The following is a 20,932-nucleotide window of genomic DNA, read 5'->3' as shown; positions in this document are numbered from 1 at the left end:
TTCGGTACAAAGCCTGCGGGGACGAGATCTGGTCGGTCAGGTAGAGGCGTCCCCTACGCACGTGTCAATTGACGATACTTGATACGGTGGGGTTGATCGGCCTCAGCGCCGAGGCGGGCTTTCCGATCGGCTTCGTATTCCGAGTAGTTGCCGTCGAACCAGACCACCTTGCTGTCGCCTTCGAAGGCCAGCATGTGAGTGGCGATCCGGTCCAGAAACCAGCGGTCGTGGCTGATGACGACGGCGCAGCCGGCGAAGTTCTCCAGGGCTTCCTCCAATGCCCGCATGGTGTTCACATCCAGGTCGTTGGTGGGCTCGTCCAGGAGAAGGACATTGGCCCCGGACTTCAGCATGCGGGCGAGATGGACTCGATTGCGCTCCCCCCCTGAAAGCATCCCTACCTTCTTCTGCTGGTCGGCTCCCGAAAAATTGAAGCGGGCCGCATAAGCCCGGGCATTCACGTGCCTGCCACCCAGCTGGATGGTGTCTTCGCCGTCGGCAATGACTTCCCAGGCCGTTTTGTCCGGGTTGAGGGCGTCGCGGCTCTGGTCGACGTAAGCCAGTTTCACCGAATCACCCACACGGAACGATCCCGCATCGGCCCTCTCCTGGCCGGTGATCATACGGAAAAGGGTGGTCTTCCCGGCCCCGTTGGGTCCGATGACTCCCACGATACCGCCGGGGGGAAGGCTGAAGGACATTCCTTCCATGAGCAGGTTGTTGCCGAAGGCTTTGCTGACGTTTTCCGCCTCGATGACGAGCTTCCCCAGCCGTGGTCCGGGGGGAATGTAAATTTCCAGGTCCTTGGCCCGCGTTTCGGCTTCCCGGCTCAGGAGCTCCTCATAGGATTTGATGCGCGCCTTGGCCTTGGCGTGGCGCCCCTTGGGGCTCATGCGGATCCATTCCAGCTCGCGCTGCAGCGTCTTCTGCCGCTCGCTTTCCGTCTTTTCCTCCTGCTGCAGTCGGGCCTGCTTCTGCTCCAGCCAGGAAGAGTAATTCCCCTGCCACGGAATCCCCTGGCCGCGGTCCAGTTCCAAAATCCAGCCCGCAACGTTGTCCAGGAAATACCGGTCGTGGGTCACGGCGATGATGGTCCCTTCGTAGCGCTGCAGGTGATGCTCCAGCCAGGCCACCGATTCGGCGTCAAGGTGGTTGGTCGGTTCGTCCAGGAGCAGGATGTCGGGCTTTTTGAGAAGAAGCCGGCACAGGGCCACACGCCGCTTTTCGCCGCCTGACAGCACCTTGACAGGCGTGTCGCCGGGAGGGCAGCGCAGGGCGTCCATGGCCATTTCCAGGCGCGAATCCAGGTCCCATGCATCGAGGGCGTCCAGCTTTTCCTGGACTTCACCCTGCTTTTGGATGAGCTTGTCCATTTCGTCGTCGGACAGGGGCTCGGCAAACCGTTCGTTGATGCGATTGTATTCGTTCATGAGGTCGACGGTTTCCTGCACCCCTTCCTCGACGATTTCTTTGACTGTTCTGGACGGGTCCAGCTGAGGCTCCTGCTCCAGGTATCCTACGGTGTAGCCCGGTGAAATGACGGTCTTGCCGTTGAATTCCTTGTCGACACCGGCAAGAATGCGCAGCAGGGAGCTTTTCCCGGACCCGTTGAGTCCCAGGACGCCGATTTTGGCTCCGTAGAAATAGGACAGGTAGATATCTTTCAAAATGGGTTTTTTGTCGTAATACTTGCTCACTCCAATCATGGAGTAAATGACCTTGTTGGGCTCATTGCTCATGGGGCTTGAATTCCTTCTCAATGATATATTTGATGAGGTACAAAACTTACAATTGGGTGGCTCCCAGTTTTTTGTAGGAGCGGCATCCTGCCGCGACTGGCTCGCCGTCGCGGCAGGATGCCGCTCCTACAAAAACAAGGTTTTCAATCCTTAATGCATGTAAATGGGTTTACTCCCGACCCGGGGGGCGAAAGTTCCCGGGCTGCAGCCGCTCATTCCTGCGGAAAGCCGCGGGTCCGGATGATCTCTCTCTGTCGCCGCAGGGTATGCTGGTAAATTTTATCTCTTATCTCTTCGTCCATTTCATTGAATCGGACGGCTACACTGAATGCATTGGCGGAGACCCGCTCCACGCGGGTGATCTGGCCGTATACAATGACCCAGAACGAGAAATGGGTGGCCAGGTGCATCCTGACTTCCACGCAATCGCCGACCTCGTAGCGGTCGGGGGTTTTCAGCTTGATGCCTGAAGCGCTCAGGGAAACGGCCTGCCGGTCCGCCGTCGTCATTCCTTCCCGGTCCAGGTAGAGCTGGTCCAGGAGCAGATTCAACTTGGTGTCGATGTCCAAAAGCATCTTCCAGACCCTCGGATGAATGGAATCATCCGGGACATCCTCAAAGCCTTTCGAAGCCTCCCCCGTTGCATGGAATCCCGACAGAATTCTGGGCTTCATGGACGAGCAGTCGCCCTCGGCTCTCTTGAGGATCACGGGGAGGACATCTTCAACACGGAAATGATGGCGTTTTTCCGACGTCGGAGGGTTTCCGTCCTCTGTATTTCTGCTGTCATCGCTTTGCATGTCGCAGACCCTTTCGAACCAGTGTGCGTTCAGTTGCTGGCCTTCATCTATGAGCATCATCAACTGCCGCGGCAGACCGTGGGCGGAATTGCCGCCACGATACATATCCCATCGAGCATAAATAGAAAAGAAGGCAGAGCGGCGCAATACATTTCTTTACGAAAAGCTTGTGTTTATCATTGGGAGCCTTTGATGCTATCATGAATCCGGATGTCCGCATGCATTGAACATTCTCGGCAAGGAGGGAATCATGCTCGTCATCACGCACCAGGACTTTCTGGAGGAGTATACGTCGGATCCTGCCGCGGCGCCTGGGAGAATCGAAAGCATACTGAAGGCCCTGGAAGGAGAGGCGGTTTTTGAAGATGCCTATCCGGCCGGACACGATGACATCAGCGCGGTCCATACGCCATCCCATATCCACAGTGTGGAGCGCCGGGGTCTCTACAATATTGCGGTTCTGGCCGCCGGTGCTGCGGCGCAGGCGGCTGAAAAAGGCTTGTCCGAGCCGTGCTTCGCCCTCGTGCGGCCCCCCGGGCATCACGCTTCGGCTGACAGTTCCTGGGGATTTTGCTATTTCAACAACATGGCCATCGCCCTGGAGCATCTGAAACGCAACGGACTGATACAATCCGCTTACGTCCTGGACTTTGACATGCATTTTGGCGACGGCACGGTTTCCATTCTCGAAAATAGGGGGTATGTGACACTCCACAATCCCGAGTCCGGCGACCGCCGCGTCTACCTGGAGGAGGTGGAGCGCGGTCTGTCGAACGCCACCGTCGATATCATCGGCGTATCCGCCGGGTTCGACAACCACGTGGAAGATTGGGGGCGTGTACTTCTGACGGAGGACTACCGGGCCATGGGGCGCATGGTGTGGGAACGCTGCCGGGAGCTGGGCATCGGGTGCTTCGCCGTCCTGGAGGGCGGTTATAACCACCAGGTGCTGGGTGCGAACGTCCGTGCGTTCCTGCGGGGACTCCAGGGGATGTGAGACGAGCTCTCCAAATCAACCAGAAAGGGAAGGAGCCTATGAAAGACCCCAATGCACCGGCGAGCATGTTTCCGGACGATGCCAAGGAATTCTTGCAGAAAAACGCGGAAGGGACCTACGTTCTCCTGGATGTCCGCCAGCCCTTCGAATATGAGGAAGCGCACCTGCCCGGGGCCCGCCTCATCCCCCTGCCGCGCCTGGCCGATTCTCTGGCGGAGATCGATTCCCGGAAGCCGGTCCTGGTTTACTGCGCGGTGGGGGGGCGGAGTCGCATTGCCGCCCAATTACTGACACACCAGGGGTTCACCAATGTCTTTCACCTGGAGGGGGGCATCCAGGCGTGGGAAGATCCCACAGCCAGGGGCCCCGTGGAATTTCACCTGCAGTTCGTGCGAGGCGATGAAAGCCCCGAAGAAATCATCCAGCTGGCTTATCGTATGGAAGAGGGGCTGAAAAAATTCCACCAGTCCGTGCGGGAACGGACCGACGAACCGCAATTCGAGCGTCTTCTGGACAGCCTCATCAAGGCCGAAGAAAGCCACGAACGGACGCTGCTGAGCCTTTTTCCCCATGAGGACGACAAGCAGAAGATGCTGGAAACCCTCTCTCAAAAGGCCGACAAGGACCTGATGGAAGGGGGCATGGACATTGCCGACTTCATGAAGCGGAATGAACGGTTTCTGCAGTCCCTTTCAGGGTACCTGGAACTGGCCATGATGATCGAGACCCAGGCGTTGGATCTCTACCTGAGGATGGCCCATGAGAGCGCTCATGAAAACACGAAGCATGTTCTGCTCCAGATCGGCAACGAGGAAAAGGGACATTTGACACTGCTGGCCCGATACATGGAGCAGCAGGGTACCTCGGGGATGTAAGGCCATGCAGCATCTGGAAGCAGGTGTCAGGGAAGCCGGGTTCAAGCGAAAGGAGCCCCGGGTCTACCGGTATGAGCTGCCGGGAGGGTGGATCGTGGTGGCGGGGAAGACCGATGAAGACAATGACCTTTTGAGCATCAAGACGGCCGGGCCCGACGACTGGTGGTTCCATGTGCGGGGAATGCCCGGAAGCCATGTTCTCCTGAAATCCAGGCCGGGGGAGGAGCCTGACCGGGAGACGCTGAAGCGTGCGGCTGCCGTTGCCGCCTATCACAGCAAGGCGCGCGCCGGGGGCGTCGTGGCGGTTTCCTGCACCCAGGCGCGATACGTGTCCAAACCGGCCGGCGCCAAGCCGGGCACGGTTCTCATCCGTAAAGAAACCCTCATCAAGGTCCGGCCCGGCCTGCCTGAGGGCGAGCCCTGATGGAACAGGAGCCGAATCCCGGCACATCAACAGATTGAGGTGGTCCATCGTATGAGAAAAGTCATCATTACAGTACTCGGGCATGACCGCCCGGGAATCGTCGCCGCCGTCTCGGGGGCCCTGCTCGAGCAACGCTGCAACATTGAAGACATCAGCCAGACCATCCTGCAAACGGAATTTGCGGGGATTTTCATTGCGACCATTCCCGATGACACGAAGGAAAACGATCTTTGCGAGAGCCTCGAAGGGAAGCTCCATCCCCTGGGGCTTTCAGTATTCCTGAAACCGATGCAGGCGGCTCCCGCAGGGACGGAAATAGAGACGGAGCCCTTCGTCATCACGACTCTCGGTCCGGATCGGCTGGGCCTGGTGGCCGGCATTACCGGCCTTCTGAGCGACTACGGCATCAACATTGTGCATCTCAAAGCGGCTTTTCGCGGCGGGGAAGACCCGCGGCGCAATGTCATGATCTATGAAGTGGACATTCCCGTGGCGACGGATCACCATGCCTTCCGAGCCGCTCTCTCCCGGCGCGCCCGAGAGCTCGGGCTGGATGTCAGTTTGCAGCACCGGGACATTTTTGAAGAAATACACCGCGTATAGGAAATCCTCATGCTCACAGACAGAGAAGTCCTTTCGACCTTTGAGATGCTCAAGAACGAGCACCTGGACGTACGCACCGTGACGCTGGGAATCAGCCTCTTCGACTGCGCCAGTGACGACCTGGACCGCTTCAGGAGGAATGTTCACGACAAGATATGCCGCCTGGCCCGCCATCTGGTGGCCACCTGCGACGAAGTGGGGGTGAAGTACGGCATTCCCATCGTGAACAAGCGTATATCCGTGAGCCCCATCGCTGTGGCGGGCTGCCCCTTCTCGGCGTCCCAGATGGTGGAGATCGCCGAAACCCTGGACGAAACCGCACGTGAAATCGGCATCGATTTCATCGGGGGCTTCAGCGCCTTGGTGGAAAAGGGGATGACGACGGGCGACCGCGCCCTCATCGACTCCATCCCCGAAGCCCTCACGCGGACGGAACGCGTCTGCGCTTCGGTCAATGTGGCGTCCACCCATGCGGGCATCAACATGGATGCGGTCTACTTGATGGGACAGACCATCAAGCGGGCCGCACAGCTGACGGAAAAGGCCGACGGCATCGCCTGCGCCAAGCTCTGTGTTTTTGCCAACATCCCCCAGGATGTCCCTTTCATGGCCGGAGCCTATTTGGGAGTGGGCGAGCCCGATGCCGTCATCAACGTGGGAGTCAGCGGACCCGGGGTGGTGAAAAAGGCCATCGATCGGGCGCGCGCCGTGAACCCCCGGCTGGATTTGGGGCAGCTGTCGGAAATCATCAAGCGAACGGCCTTCAAGGTCACCCGGGTGGGTGAGCTCATCGGCCGACAGGTAGCTCTCAAGCTCGGCGTCCCGTTCGGGGTGGTGGACCTGTCCCTGGCTCCCACGCCCAACGTCGGCGACAGCGTGGGAGAGATCTTCGAGAGTCTGGGACTCAAATCCATCGGGATGCCCGGTTCCACGGCCGTGCTCGCCATGCTGAACGATGCCGTCAAAAAGGGTGGAGCCTTTGCCAGTTCGTATGTGGGCGGGCTGAGCGGGGCATTCATTCCCGTCAGTGAAGATCTGCGCATCGCCGAAGCCGCCCGCAGCGGCCACCTGTCTCTCGAAAAGCTGGAAGCCCTCACCAGCGTCTGCTCCGTGGGACTCGATATGGTCGCCCTTCCCGGGGACATCTCCGCCGAAACCCTCGCCGCCATCATGGCCGATGAAATGGCCATCGGAGTCATCAACAAAAAGACGACGGCCACGCGTCTCATCCCGGTGCCCGGGAAAAAGGCCGGGGAAAAGGCCTTCTTCGGGGGGCTCCTGGGAGAAGCCACCATCATCCACGTAGCCGACAATGGAGGGTCTGCGGAATTCATGTCCCTGGGCGGCCGTATTCCCGCCCCCATACAGAGCCTTGTCAACTGAAAGGTCTGCTTTATTGTGTGGAGCTTTGCTCAGAAAATCAAATGGTTGACGTGCTTCGAAAAATCGCGGGGAAGGCGGGAGCCGTAAGGACCCACCGGGACTCTCATGCCGACGGGCGCCAGAGCCCCGAAGCTCATATCCGGGCAACTCTCCGCATCCTCCTTGGGGTCCTGCTGCTCACCACCCTGCTGCATGGACTGGGAAAGGACTTTGACGAGGATGAATTCCAGTCCATGTCCCTGGGGATCCTGATCGCCCAAGGCAAGCTGCTTTACGTCGACGTTTGGGACAACCATGGACCGCTGCTCAGCTGGGTCCTGGCCGGATTGTATTCCCTTTTCCCGTGGGAGTCCCACTGGGTGATGCTTTGGGGGCGCATCATCATTTTCCTGTGTCTCCTGGGGACCCTCGCCGTCACCTACCGCCTTGCCCGGGAAATCATCCCCCAGCCGATCTATTTCTCTGAAATTGCATGTCTTTCCCTCCTGTTTTCTGAATTGACCGCCCTGGCGGGAATCGAGGTCCGTTCCGACAATCCCATGAACTTGCTGTGGGTGAGCGCTCTGCTCCTGTGGTTTCGCGGCTGGAATTCCCAAACAGCCCGAAATTTCTTCTGGAGTGGACTCCTGCTCGGCTGCGCCTTCTGGTGCTCCCTCAAGGCCCTGGTGCTGGGAGCGGCTGTCGGAGCGATGTTTCTGGCAGGTATGGTCCTCCGGCGAAGAATCCTCTGGAAGCCTGTCCTGGCATTTGGACTGGGAGCGGCCATCGCACCCCTGGCACTGGTCTTGGTTCTAAGTGCGCAGAGCAACCTGGAGGCCTTTTGGAACAGCTACCTCCTTCAAAATGCCGACCGCATCCGCGAATCCTTTTTCATCGCTTTTTTTATCGTGCTCTACTGGGCGCCGGTCGGCGGTTCACTCCTCTATTTTTCTCTATTTTATGCGGCGCGGCGGGCTTTCGGGAAGGAACCCGTCCCGGAGTGCATCCTCCTGCTGCTGACCTGCTCGGGATTTCTACTGCTTCAGTACTGCTTCCTTCTGCCCACGCACCACGAACAGAGCACCCTGCCGTTTGTTGTGACGGGAGCTCTCATCCAGGCATGGGTGCTTCTTCTCCTCCTCCCGCGCCTGGATGTTCAGCGATATGCGTTCATCCGCCGGCTCCGGCCGGAGCGTCCGAACCTCCCCGCACTGGTCCTGGTCCTCGTCCTCTCCACAGGGGCGCTGCATCAGTGGCCTTGGGTCCGATCCGTGCACCGCATCCAATGGGCGGACGGGCTCCTGGACCGCATTGCGCCGGGTGAACTGGTGTTCGACGGCATCGGTCTACCCCTCTTTCGTCCTCACCCGACCCATTACGTTTCCTGGGTGAACGCACTGCGGGCCCGTTTGAGGGAGGGCTCCCTGGATGTGGATGTCCAGGCCGAGCTGGACCGCAAGGATGTCCGCTACGTTATCCGGGACTTCCGTGTCGATTCCATGGGCCCTGGGGTGGAGGAATTCATCGGCTCGCATTACCGGCCTTTGAATTACAAATTGCTGTGGGCCGCCGGAAAGGTCCTGCGGCAGGACCCTGATTTCAAGCCGCAAAAGGTGGACATTCGGGTGGCGGGCCGGTACTACTGGAGTGTGGCCGAGGGGCAGGGGACCCTCTGGGTGGACGGCAATCCCGCACCCAACCCGGTGGAACTGAAGGACGGCCCCCATTCCCTCCGCTGGGAAGGGGAGGACGATCTGATCCTGTCGGTGGCCCCACCGGCCCAGTGGGCCGGATTGTGAGCCTGAAGAAGGCGCTTGTATGACGGGTAGGGTGCATTTTATGCACCATTCGTGGTGAAATCCTACTTGCGTCAACAGCGGTGCGTAAAACGAACCCTACTAATGGTTTAGCGTAGATTAGCGTGACGGGGAGGGTGCATTTATGCACCATCCATAATTGCGTCACGCATGGTGCGTAAAACGCACCCTACCACTCTTGTGTGACGATTGAGAAGCGACGGCGATGAAAAAGCTCATCATTCAGATTCCTTCCTACAACGAAGATCGCACCCTGGGTGTCACTCTTTCCGCCCTTCCCCGTGAGCTCTCCGGCATTGACAGGGTAGAATGGCTGGTAATCGACGATGGCTCACGGGATCGAACGGTGGAAATCGCCAGGGAGCATGGGGTCGACCACATCGTGCGGCACCCGCGAAACCTGGGCCTGGCCCGCGCCTTCATGACGGGGCTCGAGGCCTCCCTCCTCGCCGGGGCGGACATCATCGTCAACACCGATGCCGACAACCAGTACAACGCCGAAGACATTCCGAAACTGATCCGTCCTATCGTCGACGGCGAGGCTGAAATGGTCGTCGGGGATCGTCCCATTGAAGACATCGAAGATTTTTCGATCCTTAAAAGGGCCTTGCAGCGGCTGGGCAGCTGGGTGCTGCGAAAGGTCAGCGGGACGCCGGTGCGGGATGCCCCCAGCGGATTCAGGGCCATCAGCCGCAGCGCGGCCCAGCGCCTGGTGGTTTTCAACAGCTATACGTACACCCTCGAAACCATCATCCAGGCGGGAAAAAACGGGATCGCCGTCGTTTCCGTTCCCATCCGCACCAATAAAAAGTTGAGAGATTCCCGCCTGGTGCGAAGCATTCCCTCGTATGTCGTCCGATCCGTGGAGACGATCCTGAGGATCTATATCATCTACTCACCCTTCAAGTTCTTCCTGACCCTGAGTGGGATCTCCCTCCTCGCAAGCCTTGGCTTTGGGGTCGGCTTTCTATACTTTTACTCCGTGGGGAGAGAGGACACCCATATCCCCACGCTTCTCGCCGCCGGCATCCTTTTCCTGCTGGCTTTCTTCCTCCTCGTCATGGGGATTCTGGCGGATCTTCTGGCCATCAACCGGAAGCTCCTGGAAGATATTCGCCGGCGCCTGCTTCGCCTGGAAGGGGGCGTCGGCCCCGCGCCTCCGGAAACAGGCACGCTGTCGCGGCAAGATGCCGCTCCTACCTCGTCTGGCTGCGGAAAAAATCTGCAATCTCCCAAAAAACGACCGGGAGGCTGATGAGAGAGAGCAGCCAATAGGCGAAGACTGTATAGCCCAGTCCCACCAGGGTGGCTTCTTCCGCGGGCATTTGGGAGGCGAGGAGCAGTACGAAGGCGGTATCGCGCGTACCCACCCCGCTCAGGGTGACGGGCACGAGGCCCGCCAGCACGGCCAACGGGAACACTCCATAGGCGTATCCCCAGGGCAGGTTCGTATCCAGGGCGGAAACCAGGCAGCAGACGAGGAGTCCCGCCAGGGACCAGCTGCAAAGGGATGCGGCGACGGTCTGCAGGACCGCCTCGGGCTTTTTGATCCAGCATTGAAAGACCCCCAGGAGGGCTTCAAGCTGTTCGAATACCTTTGGGGGCAAAGGCAATTTGTGAAAGGGCAGGAGCAGGATCGAGCAGAAAAGTCCCAGCATGGCACCCAGCAGCAGCACACCGGTCCATAAGCCCCAAACCGCCCCGCTGATGAGATAGCCACCTATTCCCAGCAAGCCCAGGATGGAAAAATCCACGGCCCGTTCCAAAATGACCGTGCCGATGCCCCGTGACAGTCCCCCCTGTTTTCGAAGATAGAAGGCTTTCGCTGCGTCCCCCGCCTTGGACGGGAGAACGCTGTTGAGGACATTGGCCATGAGCACGGCGCGGAAGGCCGACCAGTAGCCGAGCTGGAGATCTTCCTGAGCGCGCAGGACTCCCGTCCATCGAAACACGGTGCAAAAGGGGATGCAGCAGGAGACGGCCAGTGCCGCTGCGAGCCAGCGCCAATCAGCGCGCTGCAGGATGAGGGCGGTGCGGTCGAGATCGATTCTGCCAAGCAGTTGGGCCACCAGCGCGAATGAAACGCAGACGCAGACCACCCCGAAGACGCGTTTTTTCAATTTCCCGGATGCCATGGGCTCACTTACGGGCCTCCATCAGCCTTTGCCACCGGGTGCCACCCGTGCGGGCTTCCTTCACCAGTTCGTCGGAAGCGTGGATCCAGGGGCAGCGAAGGACGGATTCCTGGTAAACGTTGCTTGCCGCCACGTAGATGGACGTGGCGTCGCATCCTGCCGCCATGCGGCGGACGGGAAGTGCTTGGGGCAAAATATCCGTGACGCGAACGGCAGCGTCCAGGAATTCAATCCTGCGTTTGAAGCGATACGGCGTCCGTTTCTTCCCCGTAATGAGGGCCTTCTGGAGGAGAAATCGGAGCATGTCGGGAAAGAAGCGTCCGAAGGTCAGGTTGACGCCCCGGAAGAGGATGAGCTTGAGAGGGCTGGCCAGCTTCCGAGAGCTCACGGAGAAGACCCCTTCCACTTCAAAGGACGCGGCTTCGGGATCTGCCGTCACTCGATGCGCTTCGTCCAGGAGGTGCGTGACAACCACGCGACCGTCATCGCATTCGGCAATGAGTCCCGTATCGCTCCCGAGGCACCCGTCTGCGGAAAAAGCCTTGGTGACGCCCCCCTTTTTCAGGTTGGACACGGCGTAATAACGGCTGTTTTTGAAGACGGCCATTCCCGCTCCGGGAAGCCACCGCAGGAAGTCGTCTCTTTCATTGAGGGGCGCAGGGCGTGCAGGGTGAAAATCGTCGTAGGACTGAAGCCAGTCGTAGACCAGGTGGCAGCAGAGGCGCGCGTCGTCCATGTGGTAGCGCTTTCCGGAGGCGGCGCCGCACAGGAAAGCGTCATTGAGCTGAGCCGCCTTTTCCGTGAAGGGGGCCAGGATTTCAAAGCCGTGGGGATAGTAATGGTAGGTGTTGCGGCTGCCGTATTCACCACCGTAAGAACCGTCGGGGTGCATGAAATACCAGGCAAAATCCACGGCTTTTTTGAGAGGCCCGAGGACGGATGGGTCTCCGCTCTTCTGATAATACTTCGCCAGAAAGTCAATGGTGCAGGTTTGATATCCGGGATCGGCCCCTTCATATTCCTGAAACCACCCTTCCTCGGGATGCTGCCAGGAAAGGGCGAGGGAAACCCGATCTTCGGCCAGCCGCCGCTGCCTGTCGTCTCCCGTGATCTGGAAAACGGTATAAGCAGCCAGTGCGGCAAGAGCCTGGTGGTTTGAAAGCTTTCCCGCCTCATTGCGCTTTTCCAGCGTGGCGCATCGTCTTCTGAAAAAATCCACGGGTTCTTCGTCCTGGATTTCCAGCAGCCGGTAAGCCTCCGCACAGGCGTAGGTCGAAAAGACCATTGCCCCCATGGCCCGTTCGTAAGGGAAATAGTCGTCACAGGTGCCGTCTTTCCGGGAAGACTTCACGGCAAAGCGGATGCCTGCCAGGGCAATGTCGCGCATCCTCTCCCACCCCTGGTATTTGTTGCCGGGATAAGGCTTCGTATAGAGCAGCGCGAAGGGAAGAACGAATTCCTGGCTCATCCCGCATGGAAAATCCAACGTGCGGTAATGCCAGTATTCACGGTCAAAGCATCCGTAGGTGGGGCTGAAAGGGTTGCGGTCCACCAGGTGCGTCAGAAGAGGAATGTACGAGAGCGCAAGCTGTGCAAAGAGATTCCTGGAAGGAGAATCCCTGGGGTCATCGTGCCATGGCTGGTTCATACCGTTTCCTGTTTCCTGCAGAGTCCTTTCGCTGACAATCATGGAGCGGATTATATACTCCAAGGGTTTTGTGCGCAGCCAATATAATCGGAGCCGGAAGGATTTTTCCCTTGAACCTGTCTCCCTGAGCCGATATTAGACAGGGATCGAGTCCTTTATAGATGAATCCGTTGACGGTTGCAGTCCCTTTTTCAGGAGGAGCGGCGATGAGAAAGCGTATTGGTGCGTGGGTGATGCTTGCCTGTATTCTGACGTGTGCCTGGACCTTGCAGCCGGGAGTCGCACAGGCCGCGGACGAGCCGTTCATCTTTGGGCTGCTGCTTGTGGGACCCTACAATGATCACGGGTGGAGCCAGGCGCACTATGAAGGCGCCCTGGAGATAGAAAAAAAGCTTCCCGGCACCAAGATGATCTACATCGATAAGGTCAACCCCGCCGACCGGGCCGGGGTCACCATCCCCCAGCTGGTGGACGATCTGGTTTCCAAGGGCGCCAAGCTCGTCATTGCCAATTCCGACGACATGAAGGACGGCCTCCTGGAGGCGGCCGCACAGCATCCGGATGTTTATTTCATCCATGTCTCGGGGGACGACGTGCTCTCGGGCAAGGCCCCCAAAAACCTCTCCAACCTCATGGGCCGCATGGAATACGGCAAAATGATGGCTGGCTTTGCGGCTGCCCTCACGACCCGGACGGGGAAAATCGGCTACCTGGGGCCCCTTATCAATGAAGAAACGCGGCGTCTCGCCGTCTCCAGCTATCTCGGCGCCCGCTATGCCTGGGAAAAAGTTCTCAAGAAGCCCGCGGGGGATCTGAAATTCCAAGTCACCTGGATCGGCTTCTGGTTCAACATCCCCGGTGTCACGGCCGATCCCACGCAGGTCATGCAACGCTTTTTCGATTCCGGGTATGATGTCGTCATTTCCGGCATCGACACACCCGAAGCCGTCGTCATGGCCCGTCAGAAAAAGCAGCAGGGGCAGCAGGTCTGGGCCGTTCCCTACGATTACAAGGGCGCCTGTGAAGGGGCTGAAGATGTGTGCCTGGGCGTGCCCTACTACAACTGGGTTCCAGGATACGAGGCCCTCATCGGTTCGGCCATGAAAGGCCAGTGGAAATCCCAGTGGCAGTGGCTTGGCCCCGATTGGAAGGCCATCGACAACCCCAGCACCAGCTCCATCGGGTTCATGAAAGGTCCTGCGCTGTCCGAGAAAGATCGTGAAGCCCTCGAAACTTTCATCCAGGACCTCGGCTCCGGCAAGGCCAATCTTTTTCAGGGACCTCTGAATTATCAAGATGGGACGCCCTTCCTGAAAGACGGGGAAATCGCCAAAGACGAGCAGATCTGGAACATGAAGCAGCTCCTCCAGGGCATGGAAGGACAGAGCAGCGCCGCCAAGTAGGGGTTATGTTGCGAACAGTTGAAATCTTGACTTTTGTAGGAGCGGCTTCCAGCCGCGATAGAAATAGCCTGCTCCCTATAGAATCGCGGCTGGAAGCCGCTCCTACGTGATCATCAATAAGTCAGGATCTCAGGCGTTTGGATTCTACCCCTTCGTGCGCGGGATCTCATCGAAATGGTGATTGAATTTCAAGACATCCATAAGCACTACGGAGCATCCGTCGCCAACCGGGGGATCAGCTTTCGGGTGGAGCCCGGCAGGATTCACGGGATTCTGGGGGAGAACGGCGCCGGCAAAAGCACCCTCATGAAGATCCTCTCCGGGTACACGGTCAAGACCAGCGGTAGGATTCTGTTCGATGGGCGTCCCGTGGAATATGGTACGCCGGCGGCGGCCCTGGACCTCGGCATCGGTATGCTGTACCAGGAGCCCCTGGATTTTCTTCCCCTTACGGTGCTGGAAAATTTCATGCTGGGGCAGGCCTCGGGCTTCCTGCAGTCCAGGGCCTATTATGAGCGGAAGCTGGAGGAGTGGTGCCGGCAGCTGGGGTTTCAGCTGAATCCGGGTCTTCCCGTCGGGAAGCTCACGCTGGGGGAGCGCCAGCAACTGGAGCTGCTCCGCTTTCTAACCCTGGGAGTGGACGTCCTCATTCTGGACGAGCCCACCACGGGCATTTCCCCCGTTCAGAAGGAAGTCCTCTTCGAGGCCTTGAAGCGGCTGGCCTCCCAGGGAAAGACGCTTCTGATCGTTTCGCACAAGCTGGAGGATGTGGAAGCCCTCTGCGACCGTGTAACGGTGCTGTGTGACGGAGCGGTGGCGGGAAATCTGGACGCTCCCTTCGACACGGAACAGGTCCTGGGCATGATGTTCGGGACGCCTCCCGCGCCGCCACCCCGGTGCACGGCCTCCCTGGGGAGCACCGTGCTCTCCTTTGAAGAGGTTTCGGCCACCGGCGGCAGGGCTGGACTGACGCGAGGCTCCGCATCCTTCCGCAGGGGGGAGGTCGTGGGGCTGGCAGGGCTCGAGGGGAGCGGGCAGGGCCCCTTTCTGAGGCTGGCCGCCGGGCTGGAGGAACCGCTCGGGGGGCTCATCCGGCTGGGAGAACGCGTCATGAATGGACTCGACCCCCTGGAGTTCCGGCGATCCGGTGTCACCTTTCTCCCCACTGCGCGCCTGGAGGAGGGGCTGGTGCCCGGCCTCACCCTCTCGGAGCATTTTGCCCTTGCCTTTCACGACCGCACCTTCGTTATTCCATGGAACGAGGTCACCAGCTGGACGGAAAAGCGCATCGACCGCTTTCGCATTCGAGGCAGGGCCGATTCTCCCGTGGAATCCCTTTCGGGGGGCAACCAGCAGCGCATCCTCCTTTCCCTCGTCCCCGAAGCGCCCATAGTGCTCCTGCTGGAACAGCCCACCCGGGGACTCGACCTGGAATCCGCCCGGTGGTTCTGGCAGCAACTGCAGGGGCTCTGCGCCAACGGGACCACCATCCTCTTCAGCTCCGCGGAGCTGGACGAGATCCTCCGGGTGTCCCACCGGGTCCTCGTGTTCTACAATGGATCCATCGTGCTCAATGTGAAAACCGACGAAACGGACTTCAACCAACTGGGAAGAGCCATTGCGGGAAAAGTCTGAAACCCTCAAGGGAATCGCCGTGGAGCTCTGCATGAGCCTCGGTGTCGTGCTGGCTTTCACCACGGCCGTTTTGCTCCTGGCCAAGGCCCCACCCCTTCAGGGGTACCGCTATCTCCTGGAAGGGTCCCTGGGGTCCTGGACCAAGATCGCCCAGGTGCTGACGGTGTGGGTTCCTCTCACCCTTTGCGCCTGCGGGCTGCAGTATACCTTTCGCATCGGGCTGTGGAACATCGGGGTGGAAGGGCAGGTGTTCATGGGGGCCATGGGGGCCACGGCCGCCCTGCGCTGGGGAGTCGGGAGTGAATTTCCCCTGCTGTGGCTGGTGCTGAGCGCCCTCGCCGGGGCGCTTTCGGGGGGCGTCTGGGCTCTCCTGGCGGGGCTTCTCAAGAGCAAGGGCGGGGTCAATGAAATCTTCGGCGGGTTGGGGCTCAACTTTGTGGCACAGAGCATCTCCCTCTGGCTGATTTTCGGACCGTGGAAACGCCCCGGCATCGCTTCCATGAGCGGCACGGAGCCGTTTCCCCCCGAGCTGTGGCTTCCGTCGTTGGAGGGTTGGCGTGTGTCGCCCCATGCCCTCCTCTTCACGGTGGCCGTCATCCTGGGAACGGGCCGGCTGCTCCAGTCCACGCGCATCGGGCTCGCCCTCAAGGCTGTCGGCGGCAATGTCCGCGCAGCCCCGCTTTTCGGGCTCCATGCCGGACGGTGGATGCTCCTGGCCATGGTACTGGGCGGAGGGCTGGCGGGGCTGGCGGGGACATTCCAGGTGACGGGCGTCTATCACCGTCTCATTCCTTCCATTTCAAGTCAGTATGGCTACCTGGCTCTGCTGGTGGTCATGCTGGCCAACTATCGGCTGCTCTGGATTCCTTTCATCGCCTTCTTCTTTGCCGCCCTCAATGTGGGGAGCATCCAGCTGCCCATGATGCTCCAGGTGGATTCATCCCTGAGTGGAGTCATCCAGGGCGCGCTCGTGCTGGCAACGCTCCTGGTGCATGGGTGGAGGGAGAAGGCAGCGGAGCGGAGGGACGCCGAGACGGCTCGCCGGGCCGGAGGGGAACGTCATGCATGAGCTGAATTTTATCGTCCTCCTGGCCGGTGTCGTAGCCGGGGCCGCACCGCTGGTCTTTGCAGTGCTGGGGGAGACCCTCACGGAAAAGGCGGGGGTCATCAATCTCTCCCTCGACGGCACTCTCCTCCTGTCCGCCATGGTGGCTTTCGCCGTGACGTTCGAGACCGGGAGCCTGCTGCTGGGCTTCGGCGCGGCGGCTCTAACGGGGGCGGCGGTGGCTGCCGTCGTGGGAGTCGCCGGCATCTTTCTGGGCCAGTCCCAGCTGGCGGTGGGCTTCGTGCTGACCCTCATGTGCCGCGACCTGGCTTATTTCCTGGGCAATCCTTTCGCGCGCCTCCACGGCCCGCAGGTCCTGCCCCTTCCAGTCCCGTTTCTGAATGAACTTCCGGTCCTGGGGCCGATCCTTTTCCATCAGAACCTGCTGGTCTACCTGAATTTTTTGCTCATCGGCCTGGTGTGGTTTTACATGTACGGCACGCGCTGGGGGCTGGAGCTGCGGGCCGTGGGCGAGCATCCCCAGGCTGCCTATGCCCGGGGCATCAACGTCCGGCGGCTGCAGATGCTCTACGTGCTGGCCGGAGGCGCTCTGGTGGGGGTGGCGGGAGCCGCGTTTTCCCTGTGCACAAAACCCGGCTGGGGGCGGCCCCAGGGAGCTGAAGGCATGGGGTGGATCGCTCTCGCCATCGTGATCTTCGGGGGATGGCATCCCGTCAAGGTGGCCTGCGGGGCCTATCTCTTCGCCTGGCTGCAGATGATGGGCATTTCCTTCCAGAATCAGTGGCCTTCCATACCCGCTCAGGTCTTCCAGGTGGCCCCTTTCCCCCTCATGATCTTTGTGCTCCTCCTCATGCACTTTTCCCAGAAAAGAGCCGTTGAACAATGGGCAGAGAAACACCCTTGGTCCCTTCCCCTCATCCGCTTCTTCCATGGAACCGCCCCCGCTTCCCTCGGCCAGCCCGCTCGTAAACGGCTGGGGAGCTGAAGGGGGGCCTTGAGGCCGGACAGTGCGTTGCCAGATCGTACGATGTGAGGAGTTGCGTCATGGTTAAAAAGAAAACGGCAGGCAGGCATAAAAGCTCCTCGGGGGCAGCAGGCCAAAAAGACGCTCCCCGCTGTGGACTGTGCGGAAAACAGGGCAAATTGACCAAAACCGAATGCTGCAATCAGTGGATCTGTGATGACGAGGACCAGTATGTGCTCTTTTCCTATGCCCGCAACAGTTGCTACAGGAATCACAGCAACTATACCCTCTGTGCATACCACTACAATGAGGGGCACGAAGGGGATTGGCGAGAGTGCAGAAAATGCCGGGATGCTTTCGAGACGGAAAAGTACGTCTGGCATGGAACCAATGAGTATAATTTTGTGAAGCTCCAGAATCCGCCCAAATTTGAGCCCACGCGATGCTCAAAGTGCAACGCGGTTATCAGGCTCAGCGAAGATGCCTACTCCATGCAAAGTGGAAAATACTACTGTGCACAATGTATGGGGCTCAAATTCGACTGAAAAATCGTGCCCGTACATGGACGGTTCGGTGGAGTGCCGTAATGCATCGGTACGGGCGATCAGGATGCAGATTCAACCTGAATGCGGCTGCTCATGCAGGCGCGGCAGGAGCCGGACCGGATCCTGGCGGCATCCGTGAGGGAGAGTACGCCCACGATGTTTTGAGGATTGTCCCTGTGGACAAAAAGCCGGTAGACATCGGAAAAAATCATCTTGTGAACGGCCAGGGCCAAGGGGTCTTCCTGGTCGCAGGTGGTCACGGGAGCATGCATGACGGCTTCGGCGCGGGTGGTCGTGGGAATCCCGTGCTTGTACGCCATGATGAGGTCGGTCTTGGAAAGCACTCCCACCGGGAGTCCTGCCTCGTCTGTGATGAGAACGGCTCCGAGGCGATGAGCCGAAAGTCCTTCCATGACCTGCGTCAGGCTCTCATCCCTGCGGTGTGCCTGGACGGAGGGAGTCATCACTTCCGCGACCTTGAAGCGGTCGGCGAAGCTCTTGTCCGGGCCGGCACTCCGCGATCGAATGATGCTCTTCTCACACCGGTGGCAATACCTGTAAAGCAATCCAACGATGTCCGGGTTGGCGAGAACCCCCACTGCCTCGGGGGAATCGTCTCCCAGGACGAAGAGGCGGTGGACCCTGCCTGTGCGCATGGATTCGAGAGCCGATTCCAGGGAATCTTCCATGCGGCAAAAGAGGGGAGGGGCCATCATGACGGATTCCACCGGCGCTTCCAGTGGCATCTCGGCGTAGTAGGCGCCCATGAGGTCTGTCTTGGAAACCACTCCCACGGGCTCCAGGTCCTGTCCCGTGACGAGGAGTGCGTTGACCTTGTACTTGATGGTGAATCGGGCGGCCTTTTCCAGTGAAGCGTCGCGAGGGAGATGGACCGTCAGCCGGCGCATGGCTTCCCTCACTTTCAAATGGCTCAGCACATTTTTCCGTTCGGCGGGTTTCATCGGGTGCCCTGCTTTCTGTGTGACCTGCAAGATTGTGCCTTAAAATCGGCAGTTCCTCAGCGGTTCATGCGACGCATCAGATGCTGGAAAACCGTCGAAATATAGACAATGCCCACCAGTTTCCCCGTGTCCAGGACTGGGATGCGGCGAATATGCTTCTTGATCATGAGGTCCAGGATGAACATGAGGTGTGTGTCCGGGGCGATGGTGATGACATCCGTCGTCATGATATCCCCCACGAGGATGGGCTGAGCCCGGATGCAGGCTTCATCGATGAAGCCATCCACATCGATGTCCTTCATTTCTCCCCAAATGTGAATGTGCTTGGGGCGCATGAGGAGCAAAATGTCGTACATGGAAAGCATGCCGACAAGAAGCCCCTTTTCGTCCGTCACCGTGATGCCGAAGACGCGCTGTCCCCGCTCCTCACTGGCCTCTTCCAGAATCTTCACCGCTTCGGTGATGGGAGTTTGGGGGGAAAGGGTGCGAAACCGGGTCTCCATGACGTCTCGTGCCGTCACACTCATACCGCCTCCTCTGATGCAGAATATGCAGGACTCTCTTGTATGAAGCGGGTCTCGGATTTGTTGCTGTTTTTCCTTCTAATCAAAGCCTTTGTAGACTTCGATTAACGGTCATGACCACGACGGTCTTCACCCCCACCGATAAAAATCCCCCCTGCCCCTTTTGGTAAGGGGGGAAACGCCATGCGTCCCCCTTTATCAAAAGGGGCAGGGGGGATTTTTCACAGTAAAATGGAATGTAGATCGACGTCTTTTTTCTTTAGCATGTCCCTTTATGCTGTCAAAGAGATTTTGATCGGTAGCACAGTGCAAAGGGCAATCGCATCAAGCTCTGAACAGTCCGCAGGGTGGGAGATCCGGACTTCTCGATTTCTCTGCAGGAGCGGCATTCAGCCGCGACGTTAAGCCAGTTGCGGCTGAATGCCACTCCTGCAAAATGAAGTTTTCAATCCTTAATGCGTATAGCTTGTCATTGACCGGAGATTCAGAAGATTCATGTACCAGAGAGCTGAATACAGTGGCAAACATCGGGATCTTCTCAACGTAGTCATGAAAAGGGCTTGCATATCTCAATAAATGCAAGCCCTTTTCATGTATCGCTGGATTGAGTGTGAATCGAGGATACTACGGGTTACCTTTTTCTACGTCGATAAAAACCTATCCCCGCGAATCCGGCTGCCACGAGCAGAAGTGTGCTCGGCTCGGGAACCGGGGCGGCAGGGTTTGGCTCGGATAAGGGCGAGGCATAAAGCACGTTTAGATCGACTTTAGACTTATTTTTGTCGTTACCATTTATGGAATTTAAGTTCAACACTTGAACGCCATAGAAAGAAGTTGAGTTTGCAGTGGCATCTTTGGCCAATTTATACCACTCTTTGGCCTTGGTGTGTGTATTCGAGTACGCATCCCAATCACCTTGCCTGTTTTCACCTTGGATTTCACCTTGGATGTACCAGATCGTATACTGTAGATCGTTGGCGTCTTCGGCGCTATGAGAATAATCTGTTAGATTTTTCGTAACGAATTGGTTGTAAAGAAAAGCCGTCTTCTTGTCGAGAGGGTAATCGTGCGGCCTACTTGCTCCTGGTGCTTCAGCCCACTTTGAAATACCATCAACACTGAAGACAGTATTTGGATCGAAACTCGTAAAGTCCAGGCTGAAAGTGACAAAATCATGACCTCCTGAATTTTTGAATGGCGCGAGATCCATATACAACTCTCCGCCAAGCAGTTTCTTGGAGCTGCCTTGAGAATCCTCGCCCCCTGGACCGTTATATAATTTGACACTGTCTTGGATGTTTATAGAAACTGCCCACGCTTGGCCTGTAAACGCTACTACAATGCATACCCAGAAAAACACAGCATGGATTGCTCTCACATCGCCCTCCCTCCTTCAAAATGAAGTTAAAAATAGTTAAGGTGTATGGGGCATG

General features: G+C 58.6%; 19 protein-coding genes. 12 read left to right on the top strand and 7 right to left on the bottom strand.

Annotated features, from left to right (window positions below):
* Positions 1-53 precede the first annotated feature (53 nt).
* Both ettA and MWC30_RS17710 read right to left on the bottom strand, forming a co-directional pair.
* A complete protein-coding gene (gene ettA / locus MWC30_RS17715; protein WP_244085537.1) occupies positions 54-1,739 on the bottom strand; it encodes an energy-dependent translational throttle protein EttA in 1,686 nt (561 codons plus the stop codon).
* 212 nt (positions 1,740-1,951) lie between these two features.
* A complete protein-coding gene (locus tag MWC30_RS17710; protein WP_244085536.1) occupies positions 1,952-2,686 on the bottom strand; it encodes a PilZ domain-containing protein in 735 nt (244 codons plus the stop codon).
* A gap of 103 nt (positions 2,687-2,789) precedes the next feature.
* Between MWC30_RS17710 and MWC30_RS17705 the strand changes: the two genes are divergently transcribed.
* The 7 genes from MWC30_RS17705 (at position 2,790) to MWC30_RS17675 (ending at position 9,872) form a co-directional block, all read left to right on the top strand.
* A complete protein-coding gene (locus tag MWC30_RS17705) occupies positions 2,790-3,536 on the top strand; it encodes a histone deacetylase family protein (protein WP_244085535.1) in 747 nt (248 codons plus the stop codon).
* A 38-nt stretch (positions 3,537-3,574) separates the two neighbouring features.
* Positions 3,575-4,411 carry a rhodanese-like domain-containing protein gene (locus MWC30_RS17700; protein WP_244085534.1) on the top strand — a complete coding sequence of 279 codons (837 nt, stop codon included), beginning with the start codon at positions 3,575-3,577 and terminating at the stop codon, positions 4,409-4,411.
* Positions 4,412-4,415: 4 nt separating this feature from the next.
* The gene (locus MWC30_RS17695) at positions 4,416-4,835 is read left to right on the top strand and encodes an NFACT RNA binding domain-containing protein (protein ID WP_244085533.1); all 420 of its coding nucleotides are present in this window, start codon (positions 4,416-4,418) and stop codon (positions 4,833-4,835) included.
* Positions 4,836-4,886: 51 nt separating this feature from the next.
* Positions 4,887-5,438, top strand: coding sequence for a glycine cleavage system protein R (locus MWC30_RS17690; protein ID WP_244085532.1), 552 nt, complete (start codon positions 4,887-4,889; stop codon positions 5,436-5,438).
* Between the two features lie 9 nt (positions 5,439-5,447).
* Entirely contained in the window at positions 5,448-6,821 is a 1,374-nt protein-coding gene (locus MWC30_RS17685) for a PFL family protein (RefSeq protein WP_244085531.1), read from the top strand.
* Positions 6,822-6,862: 41 nt separating this feature from the next.
* A complete protein-coding gene (locus MWC30_RS17680) occupies positions 6,863-8,599 on the top strand; it encodes a glycosyltransferase family 39 protein (RefSeq protein WP_244085530.1) in 1,737 nt (578 codons plus the stop codon).
* Positions 8,600-8,822: 223 nt separating this feature from the next.
* A complete protein-coding gene (locus MWC30_RS17675; protein ID WP_244085529.1) occupies positions 8,823-9,872 on the top strand; it encodes a glycosyltransferase family 2 protein in 1,050 nt (349 codons plus the stop codon).
* Here the strand turns inward: MWC30_RS17675 and MWC30_RS17670 are convergent.
* Complete coding sequence (locus MWC30_RS17670) at positions 9,814-10,752, bottom strand: lysylphosphatidylglycerol synthase transmembrane domain-containing protein (protein WP_244085528.1); 939 nt, start codon at positions 10,750-10,752, stop codon at positions 9,814-9,816. The genes MWC30_RS17675 and MWC30_RS17670 overlap by 59 nt on opposite strands.
* Positions 10,753-10,756: 4 nt before the next feature.
* The gene (locus tag MWC30_RS17665) at positions 10,757-12,400 is read right to left on the bottom strand and encodes a hypothetical protein (RefSeq protein WP_244085527.1); all 1,644 of its coding nucleotides are present in this window, start codon (positions 12,398-12,400) and stop codon (positions 10,757-10,759) included.
* Between the two features lie 233 nt (positions 12,401-12,633).
* Between MWC30_RS17665 and MWC30_RS17660 the strand changes: the two genes are divergently transcribed.
* From MWC30_RS17660 to MWC30_RS17640, 5 genes are all read left to right on the top strand, one after another.
* Entirely contained in the window at positions 12,634-13,803 is a 1,170-nt protein-coding gene (locus MWC30_RS17660) for a BMP family protein (protein WP_368860885.1), read from the top strand.
* 174 nt (positions 13,804-13,977) lie between these two features.
* Positions 13,978-15,438 carry an ABC transporter ATP-binding protein gene (locus MWC30_RS17655; RefSeq protein ID WP_244085525.1) on the top strand — a complete coding sequence of 487 codons (1,461 nt, stop codon included), beginning with the start codon at positions 13,978-13,980 and terminating at the stop codon, positions 15,436-15,438.
* A complete protein-coding gene (locus MWC30_RS17650) occupies positions 15,422-16,507 on the top strand; it encodes an ABC transporter permease (RefSeq protein WP_244085524.1) in 1,086 nt (361 codons plus the stop codon). Before MWC30_RS17655 ends, MWC30_RS17650 begins: the two co-directional genes overlap by 17 nt.
* Complete coding sequence (locus tag MWC30_RS17645; protein ID WP_244085523.1) at positions 16,500-17,489, top strand: ABC transporter permease; 990 nt, start codon at positions 16,500-16,502, stop codon at positions 17,487-17,489. The genes MWC30_RS17650 and MWC30_RS17645 overlap by 8 nt, the downstream gene beginning before the upstream one ends.
* Before the next feature lie 59 nt (positions 17,490-17,548).
* The gene (locus MWC30_RS17640; protein WP_244085522.1) at positions 17,549-18,013 is read left to right on the top strand and encodes a hypothetical protein; all 465 of its coding nucleotides are present in this window, start codon (positions 17,549-17,551) and stop codon (positions 18,011-18,013) included.
* Between the two features lie 59 nt (positions 18,014-18,072).
* Here the strand turns inward: MWC30_RS17640 and MWC30_RS17635 are convergent, their stop codons facing one another.
* The 3 genes from MWC30_RS17635 to MWC30_RS17625 form a co-directional block, all read right to left on the bottom strand.
* Complete coding sequence (locus MWC30_RS17635) at positions 18,073-18,975, bottom strand: cyclic nucleotide-binding/CBS domain-containing protein (RefSeq protein WP_244085521.1); 903 nt, start codon at positions 18,973-18,975, stop codon at positions 18,073-18,075.
* Between the two features lie 56 nt (positions 18,976-19,031).
* Positions 19,032-19,502, bottom strand: coding sequence for an HPP family protein (locus MWC30_RS17630; protein WP_244085520.1), 471 nt, complete (start codon positions 19,500-19,502; stop codon positions 19,032-19,034).
* A gap of 628 nt (positions 19,503-20,130) precedes the next feature.
* Complete coding sequence (locus MWC30_RS17625; RefSeq protein WP_244085519.1) at positions 20,131-20,877, bottom strand: PEP-CTERM sorting domain-containing protein; 747 nt, start codon at positions 20,875-20,877, stop codon at positions 20,131-20,133.
* Between the last annotated feature and the right edge of the window lie 55 nt (positions 20,878-20,932).

The organism is Desulforhabdus sp. TSK, assembly GCF_022836495.1.
In the GTDB taxonomy this organism is placed as follows: Bacteria; Desulfobacterota; Syntrophobacteria; order Syntrophobacterales; family Syntrophobacteraceae; genus Desulforhabdus.
The sequence above is the reverse complement of the archived record's forward strand: the minus strand, read 5'-3'. Positions and strand labels throughout refer to the sequence as shown.